Source organism: Planococcus donghaensis (assembly GCF_001687665.2).
Taxonomy (GTDB): Bacteria; Bacillota; Bacilli; order Bacillales_A; family Planococcaceae; genus Planococcus; species Planococcus donghaensis.
Genome location: NZ_CP016543.2, coordinates 2,470,835 through 2,489,316, shown reverse-complemented (window position 1 = coordinate 2,489,316; position 18,482 = coordinate 2,470,835). Strand labels below are relative to the sequence as shown.

General features: G+C 38.6%; 16 protein-coding genes. 12 read left to right on the top strand and 4 right to left on the bottom strand.

What is annotated here, in order from left to right:
• Positions 1–20: 20 nt before the first annotated feature.
• The 4 genes from BCM40_RS12390 (at position 21) to BCM40_RS12375 (ending at position 5,433) form a co-directional block, all read left to right on the top strand.
• Complete coding sequence (locus BCM40_RS12390) at positions 21–1,757, top strand: DNA/RNA non-specific endonuclease (protein ID WP_065525638.1); 1,737 nt, start codon at positions 21–23, stop codon at positions 1,755–1,757.
• Positions 1,758–2,011: 254 nt separating this feature from the next.
• Complete coding sequence (locus tag BCM40_RS12385) at positions 2,012–3,019, top strand: GNAT family N-acetyltransferase (RefSeq protein ID WP_065525639.1); 1,008 nt, start codon at positions 2,012–2,014, stop codon at positions 3,017–3,019.
• Between the two features lie 161 nt (positions 3,020–3,180).
• The gene (locus BCM40_RS12380; protein ID WP_065525640.1) at positions 3,181–4,143 is read left to right on the top strand and encodes a nucleoid-associated protein; all 963 of its coding nucleotides are present in this window, start codon (positions 3,181–3,183) and stop codon (positions 4,141–4,143) included.
• Positions 4,144–4,413: 270 nt separating this feature from the next.
• Positions 4,414–5,433, top strand: coding sequence for a N(5)-(carboxyethyl)ornithine synthase (locus tag BCM40_RS12375; RefSeq protein ID WP_083394519.1), 1,020 nt, complete (start codon positions 4,414–4,416; stop codon positions 5,431–5,433).
• 44 nt (positions 5,434–5,477) lie between these two features.
• On the opposite strand, the gene BCM40_RS12370 is transcribed toward BCM40_RS12375, so the two are convergent.
• Positions 5,478–6,239 carry an SGNH/GDSL hydrolase family protein gene (locus tag BCM40_RS12370; RefSeq protein WP_065525641.1) on the bottom strand — a complete coding sequence of 254 codons (762 nt, stop codon included), beginning with the start codon at positions 6,237–6,239 and terminating at the stop codon, positions 5,478–5,480.
• A gap of 193 nt (positions 6,240–6,432) precedes the next feature.
• Between BCM40_RS12370 and BCM40_RS12365 the strand changes: the two genes are divergently transcribed.
• Positions 6,433–6,804: a helix-turn-helix domain-containing protein gene (locus tag BCM40_RS12365; RefSeq protein WP_065525642.1), complete on the top strand. Its 372-nt coding sequence runs from the start codon at positions 6,433–6,435 to the stop codon at positions 6,802–6,804.
• Positions 6,805–6,928: 124 nt separating this feature from the next.
• Complete coding sequence (locus BCM40_RS12360; protein WP_065525643.1) at positions 6,929–8,122, top strand: cation:proton antiporter; 1,194 nt, start codon at positions 6,929–6,931, stop codon at positions 8,120–8,122.
• A 45-nt stretch (positions 8,123–8,167) separates the two neighbouring features.
• Here the strand turns inward: BCM40_RS12360 and BCM40_RS12355 are convergent, their stop codons facing one another.
• Positions 8,168–10,024 (bottom strand): putative bifunctional diguanylate cyclase/phosphodiesterase, encoded by a 1,857-nt coding sequence (locus BCM40_RS12355; protein WP_238323726.1) that lies wholly within the window; start codon positions 10,022–10,024, stop codon positions 8,168–8,170.
• A 297-nt stretch (positions 10,025–10,321) separates the two neighbouring features.
• Between BCM40_RS12355 and galU the strand changes: the two genes are divergently transcribed.
• On the top strand, positions 10,322–11,203 hold the full coding sequence (gene galU, locus BCM40_RS12350; protein WP_065525644.1) for a UTP--glucose-1-phosphate uridylyltransferase GalU: 882 nt from the start codon (positions 10,322–10,324) through the stop codon (positions 11,201–11,203).
• Positions 11,204–11,259: 56 nt separating this feature from the next.
• Here the strand turns inward: galU and BCM40_RS12345 are convergent, their stop codons facing one another.
• Complete coding sequence (locus BCM40_RS12345) at positions 11,260–12,261, bottom strand: polysaccharide deacetylase family protein (RefSeq protein ID WP_065525645.1); 1,002 nt, start codon at positions 12,259–12,261, stop codon at positions 11,260–11,262.
• A gap of 340 nt (positions 12,262–12,601) precedes the next feature.
• On the opposite strand from BCM40_RS12345, the gene BCM40_RS12340 reads away from it, so the two are divergent.
• From BCM40_RS12340 to galE, 5 genes are all read left to right on the top strand, one after another.
• Positions 12,602–13,606: a GNAT family N-acetyltransferase gene (locus tag BCM40_RS12340; protein WP_065525646.1), complete on the top strand. Its 1,005-nt coding sequence runs from the start codon at positions 12,602–12,604 to the stop codon at positions 13,604–13,606.
• Positions 13,607–13,767: 161 nt separating this feature from the next.
• A complete protein-coding gene (locus BCM40_RS12335) occupies positions 13,768–14,247 on the top strand; it encodes a VanZ family protein (protein WP_065525647.1) in 480 nt (159 codons plus the stop codon).
• 187 nt (positions 14,248–14,434) lie between these two features.
• A complete protein-coding gene (locus BCM40_RS12330; protein ID WP_065525648.1) occupies positions 14,435–14,668 on the top strand; it encodes a hypothetical protein in 234 nt (77 codons plus the stop codon).
• Between the two features lie 135 nt (positions 14,669–14,803).
• Entirely contained in the window at positions 14,804–15,931 is a 1,128-nt protein-coding gene (locus tag BCM40_RS12325; RefSeq protein ID WP_065525649.1) for a right-handed parallel beta-helix repeat-containing protein, read from the top strand.
• Between the two features lie 247 nt (positions 15,932–16,178).
• Positions 16,179–17,144 (top strand): UDP-glucose 4-epimerase GalE, encoded by a 966-nt coding sequence (gene galE, locus BCM40_RS12320; protein WP_065525650.1) that lies wholly within the window; start codon positions 16,179–16,181, stop codon positions 17,142–17,144.
• Between the two features lie 33 nt (positions 17,145–17,177).
• On the opposite strand, the gene BCM40_RS12315 is transcribed toward galE, so the two are convergent.
• Positions 17,178–18,167, bottom strand: coding sequence for a GNAT family N-acetyltransferase (locus tag BCM40_RS12315; RefSeq protein WP_065525651.1), 990 nt, complete (start codon positions 18,165–18,167; stop codon positions 17,178–17,180).
• Positions 18,168–18,482 lie beyond the last annotated feature (315 nt).

The window sequence follows — 18,482 nt, the reverse complement described above, 5'->3', positions numbered from 1 at the left end:
ACCAAAAGGGGCTGACTCAAATGGCTAACAAATTGGATAAAATCCAACAACAAGCCTTACAACGATACTTGAAATTCGAAAAAGAACACCAAGCCGAGAACTATGCGGCGGCTACAGAAGAAAAAATGATGACGCGCTCCAGTATTATCAATCACCATGACAATTTGGCGATCGAACGCATTATCAATAAAAGCGACTTGTTTCCGATTGCCCATTTACAAGCAGGACTTGATGTTAGCAAAGCCGTGTGCCGCATTTCTATTCGGGGGCGCTCAGGTCAGCTTGAAGGATATGGCACTGGATTTCTTGTAGGACCAAATCTATTGCTCACAAACAACCACGTGTTGGAAACAGCTGAAGCGGCGATGTATGCAGTGGCGGAATTTAATTACGAAGACGACGTTCATTTTAAACCGCGCGACATTATTAGTTTCCGATTAGACCCGGAGCTCTTATTTATCACCGACGAAGCACTGGACTTCACATTAGTCGCAATGGAACCATACAATGCCAATGCGGTACCGCTCGCAACTTTCGGTTATTTGCCGCTCCTGCCAAAGCCCGGGAAAATTTTAGAAGGTGAATACGTCACCATTATTCAACACCCTAAAGGCGGTCCAAAAGCCATTACCATTCGGGAAAATGAAGTCAAATTCATCTCTTCTGATTATGTTCATTACGTAAGCGACACCGAACCTGGCTCATCCGGTTCACCGGTTTTTAATGACCAATGGATGGTTGTTTCACTGCATCATGCTGGTGTTCCAGATCCGACCGATCCTAACAAATGGATCGCCAATGAAGGCATCCGCATTAGTTCCATTATTCAACATTTGAGCGACAAGCGCAGCAGTTTAGAGACAGAGCAAGCACGCAAAATGCTCGATTATTTGCTGTCGGTCGTGATGCCTGGTTCCACAAAAGCGCCGATGGAAGTAGGGGTGTTGGCCTCAGATTGGTATGCAGAAGCTACAGGGTACAACAAAGAATTTTTAGGCAAAGAATTTATTGTGCCACTGCCCCAACTGGATAATGAAATGAAAAAAGACGTAGCGGCAACATCGGAAGGAAAAGAGACACTCGATTACACTCATTTTTCTGTCGCAATGAGCAAGTCACGTCGTCTCGCTTTTTTCACCGCAGTAAACATTGATGGCGATCAACTGGTGGATGTGAAACGAAAAAACGATCGCTGGTATTTTGATCCGCGAATCGATAAAGCGTACCAACTGGGCAATGACTTTTACAAATCAAACGATATCGATCGAGGACACCTTGTACGACGTCGTGATCCCAATTGGGGCATTGATGCGGTAAAAGCCAATGAGCATACATTCCATTTCACTAATAGTTCACCGCAACATAAAAACTTCAATCAAAAAGTATGGCTCGACTTAGAAGATTATTTGCTTGATAACGCGCGTGATCACGATATGAAAGTATCGATTTTTACAGGACCGGTGTTCCGCGACACCGACCGTAATTACCGAGATGCGCAAATTCCCAATCAATTTTGGAAAGTGGCAGTTATGGTAAAAGACGGCACCGAGCTATCGGCAACCGCTTATTTGCAAACACAAGAAAATATGATTGATGGTGATTTAGAGTTTGTGTACGGTCAGTTTGAAACGTACCAAGTACCCATCACAAAAATTGAAGAACTAACCGGTCTTGATTTTGGTGAATTAAGAAAAGCGGATCCGTTAGCAAAAGGACAAGCAGCTCGTGTTAAAAGGGCAGGAGATATATCCATATGATAATGATTTTAGAACTTGAAAGCGTTGCGTGTAGAAGAGACGATAAGGTAAGCAGTTCAGGCTAGCATACCTAGAGAATATGTGAAATGTAAGGAGCAATATGTTAATAAAATCCTTGAAAACGCTACCAAAATGGTAGCGTTTCTTTATGATTGCAATAGTTTTCTTAATTGTCTGTATTTTTAGTAATTGGAGTGATAAAATAGTATCATAATTGCAAAAAGAGATAAACCCAATTTTAAAGGAGAGGTCATATGAACGAAGACATTTACTTTGAAAAAGAGTATGCACATTTGTATGAGGAAATAGAAAACGGTAAGTGTGAAGAATTTATCTTTCGACATTCCCTTGGGGTTGTCCGTTATTTGTTCATCAAATGTGAAATTCCGATCAAGTTAGACGATCGAGTATACTATGATCTCGTGACTCCATATGGATATGGGGGCCCCCGAATTGTGGAAGGGAAAAGCGAAGATAAACAAGAGCTGGTGAACGCATTTAAACAGGCATTTGGAGAGTATTGTAGGGATAATCACATTGTGTCCGAGTTTGTTCGCTTTCATCCTATTATCCGGAATCACTTGGACTTTCAGAGCTTTTATGACCTCACTTTCAAGCGATATACGATTCAAACACGACTCGCTGACATACCTGATCCCATCCTCACAGAATATTCAGCGTCAAGTCGAAGGGATATTCGCCGTGGGTTAAAGGCAGGAGTCGAGTATCGAGTGGTCGATCACCCAAATGATTTAACCGACTTTAAAGAACTGTATTATTCCACAATGGAGCGAAACGCGGCTGAAAAAATTTATTATTTCGATGAGGTGTATTTTCAGCGATGTATCGATGGCCTTGGCGATTACTTAGTTGTGGTAGAAGCAAGTTATAAAGGGAAAGTAATCGGCATGAGTTTAAATTTTGTTTACGGTGACTATATACATATTCACCTTACCGGTACACTTCAGGAATATCATGAACTTGCACCGGCTTATATTTTGCAATATGCGTTGGCGCTTTGGGGCAAGGAAAACAATAAAAAGCTAATTCATCACGGCGGAGGGCGAACTGGTGAACTTGACGACAAGCTGTATCTTTTTAAAAAGAAATTCGGACGTAATGAAGATTTAGAGTATTATATTGGACGCAAAATATGGAATTACGTAGCATATGAACAATTATGCCAAGTCGTCAACATCTCACCAGATGCTGATTATTTCCCTGCTTATCGAAGTATTAAATCATGGGTGCCCGTGAACTGAGTAAGAAAGAAAAAGTGCGCTTTTTAGTCTGAGAGGTGCGGAAACTTCGCTTTGAGGTGCGGAAATTTATCGCTGAGGTGCGGTATTTGTTCCAAAAGGTGCGCTTATTCACAATTAAGGTGCGGTTAGTCTAATTACGGCCGATGAAAGGAAGATCCGATATGAAAGAAATTGGTGGATATTTTGGTTTAGAGGATTTGATTCGTAACGAGTTTTATAGCGATTTGTTAGCTCTTAATAGCGGCAGCAATGCGCTGCTTTATTTACTAAAAGCGCGCCAAATTAAAAAACTACACATTCCTTATTATTTGTGTGACTGCATCAGTATTTTGTTAGACAAGCAAGGGTTTGAATATGATTATTATTATGTAGATGCCCAATTCCAACCGATTTTTGACAAGCAATTGGCCGAAGGTGAGTACTTATATGTTGTGAATTTATACGGTCAAATTACGGAAGAAAAAACGCGCGCCTTGAAAGAGCGCTATAGCCAACTAATTTTAGATCATAGCCAAGCTTTTTTCCAAAAGCCGATAGAAGGTGTAGACACCATTTATTCGTGTCGCAAATTTTTTGGCGTTCCAGACGGCGCTTATTTAGCGACAGATGCGGTACTTTCGGAAGAACTTGAGCAAGACATTTCAAAAGAGCGCATGACACATGTGCTTGGTCGGGCGGAAGGAAAAGCAAGCGATTATTATGCTGATTTCATCGCCATTAACGATGGACTCGCAGTTGCCCCACTCCGCACCATGTCAAAGTTAACAAGCAACTTAATGGGTGCCGTAGATTACGAGCGTGCACGCCAACTTCGCAATGAAAACTATGCGTATTTAAATGAACAGTTAGCATCGGAAAATCCTCTGCTCTTAACATTGCCAGATGGGGCGTTTGCATATCCTCTCTTAGTAGAAGACGGGCCAGCCATCCGAAAAAGCTTAGTGCAAGATAAGATTTACATCCCACTGTTGTGGCCAAATGTCCTCGCAGATTGTCCAGAAGATAGCATTGAATACCAATACGCAGCTAATATTTTGCCGTTGCCTTGCGATCAACGTTATACCATTGAAGATATGCAATACTTAATAAAAATGTTGAAAAGCCAGCTCGTTTATAAAGAATAACAAGCTTAAAAAGTTATTTCCTACATGCTCTCAAAACTTCTCTAGTTTTGGGAGCATGTCGTTTCTAATTGGTCTAATTTCTCTAGTTATGACAAAAAATTTATACCATATTCGTACACACATACTATATTTATTTTTAGTCAATATTACAAAGTACTTATAATGATTCCGAAATATGGTATGATGCAGAGTAGGTCAGCTTTTCGGAAGAGGCATGCGAAAACAATTATTGAATGTTGTTCGGTCACTGTTCTAGGACATGCCTATTATATGCGGACCAAGAGTACGATTATTTCATTAATTGGAGGTTTTATTATTTACACAATAGGATTTGTTATCAGTCACAAAAATAACGAAAAACGAAGAGCGCTTTTACCGAAAGACATGCCAAACATTAAAAACATGAAGCAATTGTTTTTTGAAGTGGGCTATGGCGAAGCGCTTGGTTATTCAGACGCAGAATATGAAGTGTCGGGCGCGCAATTTGTGTCTCGTGAAGAAGTATTGAAATGCGACGCGATTGTTGATGTGAAACTAGGCAACGCAGATTATTTTAATCAATTAACACCCGGGAAATTATTAATTGGTTGGGCTCATGCCGTACAAGATATCGCGTTTACCGATTCCGTTCTTGCGGGTGACCATACAGTGGTAGCTTGGGAAGAAATGTTCGAAGACGGTCGTTATATTTTCTACCGCAATCGTGAAGTTGCTGGGGAAGCAGCTGTGTTGCAGGCCTATCAATATGTTGGCAAAATGCCTTATGAAACAAAAGTGGCGGTTCTTGGAAACGGTCACACAACAAAAGGGGTACTTCGCATTCTTCATGGCTTAGGTGCAGATGTGGATGTTTACGGCCGGAAGCTAGAGTCGTTGTTTGTTAAAAACATGGTCAATTACGATGTTCTTGTGAACTGCGTCATGTGGGATACGAACCGTACGGATCGCATCATTTATAAAGAAGACTTAAAACGCTTGAAAAAAGGCGCGATGATTATTGATGTAAGTTGCGACCCGAACATGGAAATCGAAACATCTCGTCCGTCAACAATTGATGATCCTGTTTATACAGTAGATGGCATTATTCATTACACGGTAGACAACACACCAGCGATGTTCCCGCACACAGTAACAAAAGTGTTGAGCGAAGGATTCTCGCCAATGGTCGACCATTTTGTCGAAGGCAATTGGACGGACATGATTCGCAATTCTGTGGTCATCGAAAACGGCCACATATTAGATCACCACATTAAAGAATTTAGAGAAGCCAGAAACCTGTTAGTAAAATAAACTCAAAAAGCGTCCGGTGATCAATTGATCACCGGACGCTTTTATTATGGTTGGATTAGTTCTGAAGTAAAGTACATTTTAAACTGCTCTGCGAGATAAGCTTGACCTTTAATATTTGGATGCAACTTATTTTGCATTAATTCGAGTTGGGAAATGTTTTTGGCATGTATATCATCCGCCATCACTTGATAAAAATCGAACAAGTATACTTTCTCATGTTCCGTTAGTTCACGACTTGCTTGTATATAACTCTTCATTTCTACGTTTTCTTCAACAGAAGTAGTAGGGTTAGGAGTTCGAATCACCACTTCCGTATCCCCCGTGGCAACAATTGCTTCGACAATCGCTTGATAATTAGTTGCATACTCTTTTACTGGTATTTTCCAAGCGCCTACTGCATCGTTTAACCCTGCAGAAATTACAACTAAATCGGGTACATGTTTAAGGACATCACTTTGAACTCTTTTTTTCATATGAGAGACAGTATTGGCATTCATGCCCGCGTTAATAATTTTTACTTGATCCGGATAATTTTTGTTAAACCAATTGGCTAATAAAGCCACGTGATTCAAGTTGCCATCAGGCAAGGAATCATCTGATGTGACATAGTCTCCGAGAAAAACAATCGTCACTGGCTTACCGGAAGTTAACTTGCTCGAAAAGCTGTTAGCCTTTGACTGAGTTTCCACAGTTTTCGTATGGAGGGCGCTTTCTTTTGATAGTTGAATATTGTTTAAATTTCTTTCGCCGAAGATGATGACAAATATGAGGACAATCGCTAATATGTATATTACTTTTTTCAGCATCGTAATACCCACCTTTCCCTATTCTATTAATTCAATTTTACCACAATTCGAAAAAGAGTTAACTGAAATTTCAGGTTTTTTATAGGTATTTCGCTTCTAAATCGCTTTTAGTGCACTTTAACTAGTTTCTAATAGAGATTCAGCGGGGTAATATATAAGGTATAGCCGCTATAGAAATAAGGGAGGCGATAAAATGGAGAGAATAGGACAAAAAATAAAAGAGTTAAGAGAAGAGCATCAATTGAGTGTAGATGAGCTAGCCTCAAATTTAGGAATAGCGAAATCAGTTGTATGGGGTTACGAAAGTGCCAAAAAGCAAGTGAGCGTTTCCCATTTACAATTGATAGCCGATTATTTTAAAGTTACTGTAGATTATATATTGGAACGAAATCAACCGACCGATCAACTTGATTTGATCCAATTAAACGATTTAAATTCGGTTAACTTAGTAGTAGATGATCATCCGTTAAGTAAAGAAGAGATAGCGGATGTTACTTCCTATTTGCAAGTTAAGCGTAGGCTAAAAGAAGAAGGAATGTTGCAAGAAAAACAAGCGGCAAAATAATTTTCTCATTTTCTATAACAACAGCCGGACCGGGCTTACTAGACGGTCCGGCTGTTTTGTTTTAAGAGGTAACTTTACGGGAAATTTAATACATACGGATGTTTCACTTTTGGAGGGGATGGCATTGTCAGCTGCACTTGTGACCATATTATTGTGCATAGGCTATTTAGTATTTACTATTGATAAAAAACAAGAAAACTTCCCCGCACCGGTTGTCCTCGTATTGCTCGGGATTGGTTTGTCTTTTATCCCCTATTTCGAGAACATCAAAGTAACTGAAACGATGATTTATGATGTTTTCTTACCGGGTTTGCTTTTTGTCTCTGCATATCAATTTTCAGCAAAAGCTTTGCGGAAAAACGCGAGTATTATTGGGTTGTTAAGTACCGTGGGACTCGGTTTGACAGTGGGGCTTGTCGGGTTAGCTATTTATTGGATTGGCGGCTGGTTTTTTTCAATTTCATTGGTAGGGGCATTTGTGGTTGCCGCTATTTTGGCACCTACAGACCCGGTATCTGTTGTCTCTATTTTAAAAAAATCATCACCAGACAAAAGCATTGCGGATATTGTTGATGGCGAATCGATGATCAATGATGGCACAAGTATTGTTTTGTTTAGTGTGTTATCGGGGATGTATGTGCAGTCAGAGTCGCTTGATGTGCTTGCTGCTTTCGGTGAATTTCTGTATGTCTCAGCAGGGGGTGTGCTCCTTGGTGTGACAGTTGGGTGGTTATTGAGTAAAGCTGTTCATATTACGCATCACCAAGATTATCAAGTTATGCTCAGCATTGTACTTGCTTATGGTGCCTTTCAACTTGCCGAAAGTTTTGGATTTTCAGGTGTATTAGCCACAGTATCCGCGGGCATTATGTTGTCGTGGGAGTTTTCTCACATTAACAAAGAAGATCATTACCGCGAAGCCCTTTCAGGGTTTTGGAGCGTCGTCGAACCTTCATTGCTCGCGTTATTGTTTTTACTGATTGGCATTGAGGCGACAAAATACTTATCATGGGATAATTGGATTGTCGCCATTTTGATCTTATTTGCGAGCATTGCCGTTCGCTTTATTGTCGTTGGCAGTAGCTTTAAGTTATTAGCGGGAAAGCAGCATAGTGCTATTTGGAAAAAAGCGTTGCTTATTTCTTGGTCTGGTATACGTGGGTCTATGTCTGTCTTCTTATTGTTGCAGTTAGGGGCCATGGCAAATGGCGAGATGGCTAGTGAACTAATTTCACTCAGTTTTTCCGTTGTTATTTTATCGTTAATCATACAAAGTCTTGGCATTCACCCGTTATCGAACCTGTTAGAGAGCAAATAGAAAAGCCCGTACCGGAAGGAGAACTTCTCGGCGCGGGCTTTTAAATTAGACTTTAGAATACAGTTTTTCAATTTTCTCAGGCAATAACGGCTTATGAAAATAATAACCTTGTGCTTGATTACAGCGCTTATTTTTCAAGTATGCTAGCTGATCGAGTGTTTCTACACCTTCTGCGATAACATTCAACCCTAAATTACGTGCCATTTGAATGATGGTGTCGACTAAGGCCGCATCTTTTGGGTCTTTATTGATGTTGCGTGTAAAATATTGATCGATTTTCAAACTATCAATCGGGAACAATTTTAAGTAGCTTAACGAAGAATAGCCTGTACCAAAATCGTCAATCGATAAATGGATGCCCATTGCTTTTAATTCTTGCATGGTGGTAATCGCGGATGTCGCCCCTTGAATTAGGCTTTCCGTCAATTCCAGCTCAAGAAATTCAGGGGCTAGCTGCGCGTCTTCTAAAGCTGAGGTGATGACTTCAGAAATATTGCCTTGTGAAAATTGTTTGGCGGAAATATTGACAGCAACGCGGAACGGTTCAACGCCCGCATCTTGCCAAGCTTTTGTTTGAAGACAAGCGGTACGAAGAACAAATTCACCAATGTGTAGAATCATGCCGTTTTCTTCAGCAATCGGAATAAACTCAGCAGGCGAAATCGGTCCTAACTTGGCATGATTCCAGCGAACAAGCGCTTCAACACCAATAATATTTTCCGTCAGGATATCGATTTGAGGTTGGTAATGAACCGAAAATTCACCAACCTCCAATCCTTTGCGAATGCTCATGGCAATTTTAGATTTTCGAGAGATCAAGTCGTTCATTTCTGAAGTGAAAAATTGAAAGTTGTTTTTTCCTTCTTCTTTTACACGATACATGGCAATATCCGCATTTTTGACTAACGTTTCAGAATCAGTGCCGTCTGCTGGAAACAAGCTAGCCCCAATTGAGGGGGTGATAAATACTTCTTCGTCATTTAGCGAAAAGGCATACGTCAACACCTCTAAAATATTTCGGGCAACAGCTTCCGCATGGGTGTAATTGCTATTTGGAAGCAATAAGATAAATTCGTCGCCGCCAAGTCTTGCCAGCGTATCGGCTTTACTAATGCAAGACTTTATCCGGTGAGCCACTTCAATTAACAATTGGTCACCCATAATATGTCCATACGAATCGTTTACTAGTTTAAATTGGTCAAGATCTAAATATAAAACCGTGTGAATGGTGCCGCTATCGATGGCTTGATCAAGTGTAGACTCAAGTCGATCCATGTATAACCGGCGATTTGGTAAGCCAGTCAAGGAATCTAAGTAAACTAAATTACTAATTTTTTCCTCGTTTTTTCTGCGGTCTGTGATGTCTCGGATAATGAGGCTATGGTACTCACCTTTGATCGTTTCCCAATGCCCTGTCGATAATTCAACTGGAATTTGGCCGCCATCTTTTTTGTGTCCTATAAACTCATGAGTTTGGTTAGTAACCATTTGACTAGAAGATGATGGGTATGCATTTGGAAAAATCATCCGCACATTTTGATCCAGTATTTCATCTTTACGGTAGCCAAAAAGAGACTCTGCTCCTTGATTCCATTGAGTTATAACGCCATTGTCATCGGTCACGACAATACCATCGGTTGCGGTTGCAATTATGGAATCAAATTGACGTGTACACTCTTCTGTCATTCGTTTTACTTTGCTGTTATGTAAATTGTATACAGAGCCCAATAAAGTTATCGCTATGAATAGACCAATAATATAGTTTATATAGTTACTACTCGTCGGAAAAAGTAGCGTTATTACGGACCAATCAATTGGTAAAGTTGATATGTCGATAAATTGCACTAACCAAATACCAAGTTCCATTAATACAGAGTCAGAGGATAATGGTGAAACATTCAACTAATTTACACTTCCTTTGTATGATGCAGAGTAAATCGATATAGTTTCAAAAGAAAAAAAGAAAAATAGAAAAAGGAACAAGGACATTCGATTTATTTATAGTAACATATATGTGCATACTTTTTACTAATTGTAGAAAATTATTGATGAAATTTACAAAAAACAAACTTTTCTTTTTTAGTAATTAGAAATTAAAAGACATTTTCGTTATCGAAACTTTTTAAATATTAGCTTTATAATAAAGAAATGTTATTATTAAACAATAGATAACTAAAAAAGGGATGAGAAGGTGAGAAGATGCGCGTAAAAAAAGCAATAATTCCTGCTGCAGGTCTTGGAACGAGATTTCTTCCAGCAACAAAAGCCATGCCAAAAGAAATGTTGCCTATCGTTGATAAGCCGACAATCCAGTACATAGTCGAAGAAGCAATAGCTTCTGGCATCGAAGACATTATTATTGTCACCGGTAAAGGAAAGCGTGCGATTGAAGATCATTTCGATCATGCGTTTGAATTAGAAGACAACTTATTTAAAAAAGGTAAAACCGATATGCTGGATTCTGTCTTGGAAACGTCCAATGTAGAAATTCACTATATTCGTCAAAAAGAGCCACTTGGACTAGGACATGCAATTTGGTCGGCCCGCCGTTTTATCGGCAACGAGCCTTTTGCTGTGTTATTAGGTGATGACATTGTAGAAAACGAAGAGCCGTGTCTCGCTCAATTGATGAAGCAAAATGAAACGACCGGTAAAAGTGTTATCGGAGTAAAACAAGTGCCAGAAGATGAAACACATCGTTACGGTATTATCAATCCGATTTCGATTGAAGGAAAGTTGATCAAAGTTGATAATTTTGTTGAGAAACCTCCGGCGGGAACAGCCCCATCAAATTACGCAATTATGGGACGGTATATTTTAACTCCTGAAGTTTTTGAGTTTCTTGGGCAACATGAACTTGGAGCAGGTGGGGAAATTCAATTAACGGATGCCATTCAAAAACTCAATGAAATTCAAGAAGTGTATGCTTACGAGTTTGAAGGACGCCGATTTGATGTCGGTGAAAAGTTTGGCTTTATTGAAACGACGATTGAGTTTGCGTTAAAACGTCCTGAATTAAGAGAACGGTTGTTAAAGTTGTTTGAGGAAAAGTTAAATGAATCTGTTACTAATAAAAAATAATGAAAGTAGAAACACATTAAAAAAGCAGTGACCAGTATTCCTTGGTCGCTGCTTTTTTAATCGGATTCAATTAGTTGGATCAATTCCTGGCCAGAATACATGCCGTCGGCAGTAATTCGTTTTAATTCAAAAGGTGAGGAATTTTTGTTATTCGTTCCATTCTGAATGGTAAACGCCATTTTATAGCCTGCTTTTTGTGCTAAACGAATGGTGTCGTCCGTGTATTCACCATACGGGTAGCTAATTGCCACAACTTCAGTACCAATATTTTTCTCAATGGTATTTTTAGCTGTCAGTAAATCCGTAAATGTACGATCTTCAAATTCTTGCTGTGTTTCCAGTTTGCCTTCTTTAAAAAAGCGACTTGTAATCAGTCCGCGATTTTGATGTTGAAGATCCGACTGTTTAGAATGGGAATCCCACGTATGACTTTGAATGCTCATCGTTCCCGCCATTTCTCTCGCTTGTTGCCAAGAGAATTTATCATATTCACCATCAGTAACGCCGTGGGTTTCGAAAATCCGGCTAGCAATTACATAAATACTGGCTTTCATGTTTAGCTCTTTTAGGATTGGAAAGGCAATCGTGTAATTACTAATATAGCCGTCATCAAACGTGATCAAAATCGGTTTATCAGGCAAAGGTGTATCATCTTCTAAATGAGCAAGTAACTCGAGTTCAGTAATCGTCGTATAGCCTGCTGATTTTAAAGAGAGCATTTGTTCTTTAAAGCGAGTAGGATCTACACTTATCGAATCATTTCGACCTGGCAGCAAAATATGATACATCAATACAGGAACATTTACCTCAGATACATTTGGTGAGCTTAAAGGCACAACCGTAGAATCTTTGTTCCAATCTGTTTTAAAGCCATAATACTCCAAAATAAAACGTAGGGGGGAACTCATTAGCAAATTTGATGACAGATGATTGGTTGAAAAAAGTTCCGGCTTGTTTAATGGACTGTCTGTATAATGCGCTTCTGCTTTTGAAATAGAAAGTGTAAAACAAATGCCGATAAGAAGTATCAGGCATAAAGTGAACTTGGAATTTTTCATTTCACTTTTTCTTTTGCATATGTATAGCAAATCCTTTCTGTAAAAAATAGTCATATAAAGAGATTATCAGTTAATAAATGTATAATGTCAACAGTAAAATAGGTATTTAATAACTGTTTTACTTATTTTATTGATTCTTTAGAATCACCTTATGGCTGAGGATCCTTTAAAATGAAAATAGAATACTAAATATTCTAATAATTTTGTTTTATTGAAGTATTGCTAAATGTTTTGTGCTAGAATTGTAGGTAATGGAATTGGATTTGTAAGAGAATGGGAACTTTTTACTAAAGCTTGCAAAAAATTAATAAATTTTCAGGAGTGAGGAGGCATTTTCGAGTTGGAGGATATCTATTTTGAAAAAGATTATGGTCGCTTATACGAAAAGATTGAAAATGGGGTTTGTGAAATATTTGAATTTCAACACCCATTTGGGAAAGTGGATCACTTGTTCATAAAAAGGCCCATTTTTATAGACCTAGGTGGAGAAACTTTCTATGATATTACAACTCCTTATGGATATGGAGGTCCTCGGATTACTGGGTGCGAGGAAGAGCATAAATCAGAAGTTGTTGAAGCTTTTCAACATGCTTTTGAAGAATACTGTCTCAAAGAAAATATTGTTAGCGAGTTTGTACGTTTTCATCCGTTGTTTCCGAACGCTCAAGACTTTGAAAGTTGCTACGAATTGACGTTTCGTCGTTATACAACAGGTACCAACTTAAAGGATTTTGAAGATCCGATTAAATCGGAGTTTTCTAGGTCTAAACAAAAAAGTATTCAAAAAGCTTTAAAAGCAGGCGTTGAATATCGTGTCATTGTTAATCCTACTGACTTAGAAGATTTTAAACGCCTCTATTACGAGACGATGAAGAGAAGAGATGCGGCTACAGTTTATTATTTTGATGACGATTACTTTAATGGACTTCTTCAATCATTAGGGGAAAATACGCTTATGGTAGAAGTGTTATATGAAGGAAAAGTAATTGCAAGTGGATTAAACTTTGCTTACGGGAAGTTTATTCATATTCATTTATCTGGAACATTGCAGGAGTATCAACATTTATCGTCAGCTTTTGTGATGCGCTATGCTTTAGTGTTGTGGGGGAAAGAACATGGCATGGAGCTCGTTCACGAAGGTGGAGGCATCACAGGTAGGTTGGATGATCCACTATACCTTTTTAAAAAACAATTTGGAAAAAACACTGAATTTCCGTTTTATGTAAGTTATAAAATTTGGAATCAAAAAGTATACGATGCAATGTGTAAAGCTGTAGGTGCGGATAAGGAAGAGGCTTTTTTTCCAGCATATCGCTCAACTCCAGCTAAATTAGTAAAAGAGTAATTTGCTTGTCGATCAAGTATGCGTGTGAGAAGTCGCTTTTTAAAGCGACTTCTTTTTTATTTTGTAAAAGAGATGTAGCAGGCTCATTTACGGCTTTTTCAGACGAGTGCTATAATAACTCTTATTGAAGAAAGTGATTTTAACAGAAAAGGATTTGTCTTATGAAAGTATATAAACACATTTCGTGGATAGTAGTTTTTTCGTGGATGGCTGTCATTTTTTATCTTTCTCATCAACCAGGATCTGCTTCTAGTCATTTAAGTTCAGGGATTGTCGCAGCCTTATTAAGTGTTTTAGAAGGAATAGCACCTCAATATACTATTGATATTGAAAGCTTCCATACTTTTGTGCGGAAAAACGCTCATTTTTTCGCTTATTTTTTGTTAGGATTATTGAGTTTAAATGCTTGGAAAAGTAGCGGTTTTCGAGGAATCAAACAGTTAGTTTTAGGATTTGGTTTAAGTGTTTTATTTGCTGTGACGGATGAAGTTCATCAATTATTTATTGAAGGACGAAGCGGAGAAATTAGAGACGTTTTGATCGATAGTGCCGGCGTTGGTTTGAGTGTAATGATTAAAGTTTTATTTGGTAAGTTATGGGTTTTACAGAAAGAAAAGACAATAAAAAGAAATTTAAAATAGAATAATAACAAAAAATAGTTTTAATTTGATCTTAAAGATTCATCTATTTTCAGATTACTGGTACATATGAATCTGTTAATTGGTTAGGAATAGGCGTAAAATAGAAAGAATCAGAAAGATTAATGGCAATTGTAAGGAGAAGTGCAATCATGATAGTAACTGATTTACTTAAAAAGAGGTGGAGTGTATGTGGGCTTTGATAACAGGCGGTTTTATGTTTGGAATGGCCGTTCTTTTCTCTTTAGGAAAAGCAAGTTCAAAGCGTGAAGAAGCAACCCACAGTCATCGGGAAGAATTGTTGGCACGCAGTAAAAATCGCGAAATTGAACCAACTAACACAGTAAGATCGAATGCAGACTCGACTGAACAGCAGCAACCACATAAAGGGAATAATACACGACAACCATCAGAGCAAGTTTAATGGTTGTCGTGTTTTTTAGTGCTTATTAACCTATTTCTCTTTATTATCTGAATTATCGGACAACAAACTGTTATTTTTAATAATAAGTCTGTATGATAAGGGGGAAATGAAATCTCGCTAAAGGAGGTGTCTTTGATGAAATCGAAAACGTTTGGATTTCTTTTCGTTGTTTTTTTAGGGATGGCTGGATTTAGTTACTTATTTTTAATAATGGAAAAAATGTCACACGGCGATGAAGTGCAAAATGGATCTGAAAGTTATAGTGCTAGTTTTGATGAAGCTGAAGACAAAACGGTAGAACTCCAAAGCGCTATTGACAATACGCCGGCCGGAGGCACTTTGGAAATTGCGCCTGGTGTTTACAAAGTTACAAAAAATCCTGACCACAAAGCCGTCACGGGATATGGTGATAGTTATTTTGCGTTGAAAATTTCAAAGCCAATCACGATTTTAATGGAAGAAGCGATATTCCAAACCGACACCGATGATGAATATGGCGTGTTTTGGGTTGATAAAACAGAAGATGTTCATTTAAAAGGTGGCTTTTTAATGGGAGAGCGGTTACCAGAAGACGGGTCTTTAACGTCTCATATTGGGATTTTGTTTCTTTACACAAATGATAGCTCGATTGAAAATACTTATTTAAAGAATTTCTCTCAAGGCGTCCATCTTAACCATTCTCACCACAACATTGTTCAAAACGTAACTGCTGAATTTAATTATGGTTCCGGAATCATTAATTTTGATTCGGATGATAATCTCATTGATTCGTGTGTGGTGCGCAATTCGGGTGACGGTCATGTGTCTTTATACGGAGGCGGTAAAGATAATCGTGTTGTTAATTGTGTCGTTACAGAAGATCGCCCTGATTATGATGACCAACAAGGGATTACCGTTGAAGGTGAGACGAGCAGTTTAATCGAAAATAATACGGTTAGCGGATTTTACTATGGAATCGATGTGAAAAATGACTCGAAATCAAATATCATCCAATCGAATATTTCCTTTAACAATGAATACAATATCGCAGTGCGAGGCGGAGATGGCGGTGTAAATCTCGAGTTGCCGAGTTATAATACGCAAATTTTAAACAATATGGTTGTCGATCCGCGCGAAAAATCTTCTTACGGCATTTATGTAGGAGCGGGAAGTGGACATGTGGTTATTGGCAACACTCTGAATGTCGACAACCTGATTATGTCGGATGAAGACTTAGCTATTTACGAAAGCCAAAACTATTTTGTTGAAGAAGATGAACATTAAAAGCCATATCCTAAACACGCTTCCAAGTGGATTCTTGGAAGCGTGTTTTTTATGGTGAGGTGCGGTATAGGTGCGTGGAGGTGCGGAAAAGTCCATTTGAGGTGCGGTTCTAGGACGATAAGGTGCGCTTAAACCTGTGTGAGGTGCGGTCAGAGCGGAATAAGGTGCGGTCGACTATTTTTTCGGAATAAATACACTTACAAATGGTATAATTGGAAATAGAATAACTTATAGGAGGTCAACATTTATGGCGATTTTAGTTTGTGGAGGCGCGGGTTATATTGGCAGTCATACTGTTAAAGAATTGGTGAATACATATGACGTTGTCGTGCTGGATAATTTGACAACAGGTTTTGAACAATTGATCGACTCAAAAGCAACGTTTGTAAAAGGCGATTTAGGGGATCCTGCAATTTTAGATGAAATTTTCACTACTCACGATATCGATGCTGTATTTCATTTTGCAGCAAACAGCTTAGTGGGGGAGTCGGTACAAAATCCATTAAAATATTACCGTAATAATGTTAGTGCGACTCTAGTGTTGTTGGAAAAAATGATTGAACATGGTGTGAAACGATTTATCTTTTCTTCAACTGCAGCCACTTATGGCATACCTGATACAGACATGATTACAGAAAAAACAACAACAAACCCGATCAATCCATATGGTCGCTCGAAGTTAATGATTGAACAAATTTTAGCTGATTTAGCACATGTCCATGATTTCCAATATGTGGTCTTGCGCTATTTTAATGCAGCAGGCGCGCATGAATCGGGTGAAATTGGGGAGAGTCATGATCCGGAATCGCATTTAATCCCCATTGTGTTGCAGCACCTTCTTGGGCAACGCGACAAAATAGCTGTATTCGGCACGGATTACGAAACGGCAGATGGCACATGTGTCCGGGATTATATCCACGTAACTGATTTGGCACGAGCACATATTTTGTCATATGAAGGTATGGCGTCAGGAAAGATTACGAACAAAACTTATAACCTAGGCAATGGAGCCGGCTATTCGGTTAAAGAAATTATTGAAACGTGTGAGCAAATATCGGGCAAAAAAGCTACGATTGAATATGCAGAGAGACGAGCAGGGGACCCAGCTGCACTTGTAGCATCCTCTCAAAAAATTAATGAAGAATTAGGTTGGAAACCAGCTTTTGATTTAAACACAATTATTTCAAATGCTTGGGCATGGCATTCAAAATAAGAAAAAGGAAGCAGACTCATCTGCTTCCTTTTTTTATGACCAGCGATATGCTGGGAAAAGTCCACTTTCTGAAGTAGCGTTAGTCGCCTCATTCAACTTTTCATAAATTTCTTCATTCCAGACTTTATTGCCTACGTAATAGTCGAATTCCGTGTTTTTGCCAAATTTCTTTTTAAATACGTACAATGAGTCATCAGGACCCGGATTCACGCCTCCGCCTGAATGAATATATTCCACACCGCGCTCTTGTGCCCATAAAACAATAGCGTAAGTCATCACATAAACAGGGGACAAATGATTGATATCCCCATCGATGGTGCCGGATAGGTGAGTATGAACATATGGCCCTGTATGGAAGTGAAGTTCTGCTCCAATCACTTGCGAGTCGTAAATAGCTTCAACTAATACCATTTGTTCGCCTAAATTCTCAATCATTTTTGAGAAGTATGCATCGTCGAATAAGTAAAAGTCACTAGCGCCTACACGTTTCATCGTTGTAAGGTAGATATCTTGAAACTCGTCTAAATTAGATGGATTTTCTGTGATTCGATAAGTAACGCCATCTCTCAATGCTTTGCGGATTCTTTTTCGTGTGGAGCTTGAAAATTCTTCTTGAATCGGATCTTCAAAACCTTTCAGTGTGATGCCCGTAGTATGGCGTCTGAAAAGAACGTTATAGCAAGAATCAAAATCTTGGGCATTGTCTACAAGTGGATGGAAACGAACAAATTCAGTGACGATATTATGTTCTAAACAATATTCTTGGAAAGCTTGACAAAAAAGAGTAACTAACTCATCTTTTTTTGTCGTATCTTTGAGCTCAGTTATAACGGGCCCGCCATAACCATAAGGCGTAAGTAGATCAAAGTATGGGCCGCCTTCTAAAGAAATGGGTATTTCCCTTTTGATAAACTGGTGATAAACCGTGCCTATCGGATGGGTGAATTCGAAAACTTCACAGTTTCCTCCTTCGATTTCTTCGTACAACGCGACATAATCTTTTACAAAAAATAAATCCTTCAAAAGTAAAACCTCATTTCCTTGTAAATTTCTTTTCTCTAAGTGGTCAGCTAAACAAGATTTATAATCCTGTCAATATGACTAAATTTTCAAAAAATAACTATTGTAATGATTATAACGAACATTATAGGTGAATGCGAGGGGGTAAAAAATTTCTTTGTGTTTTTAAGAAAATTTTTATAGGCTATAGGATAGAGTAACGAAGTAAATGACTATATTTATCTAAAAAGTATTCAGAACAGTGTGCATTTTTAGAAATCTTCGCTTATACTTAAGTTTAAGAACGACTTTATCATGATTTCTCTATATAGCGATGAG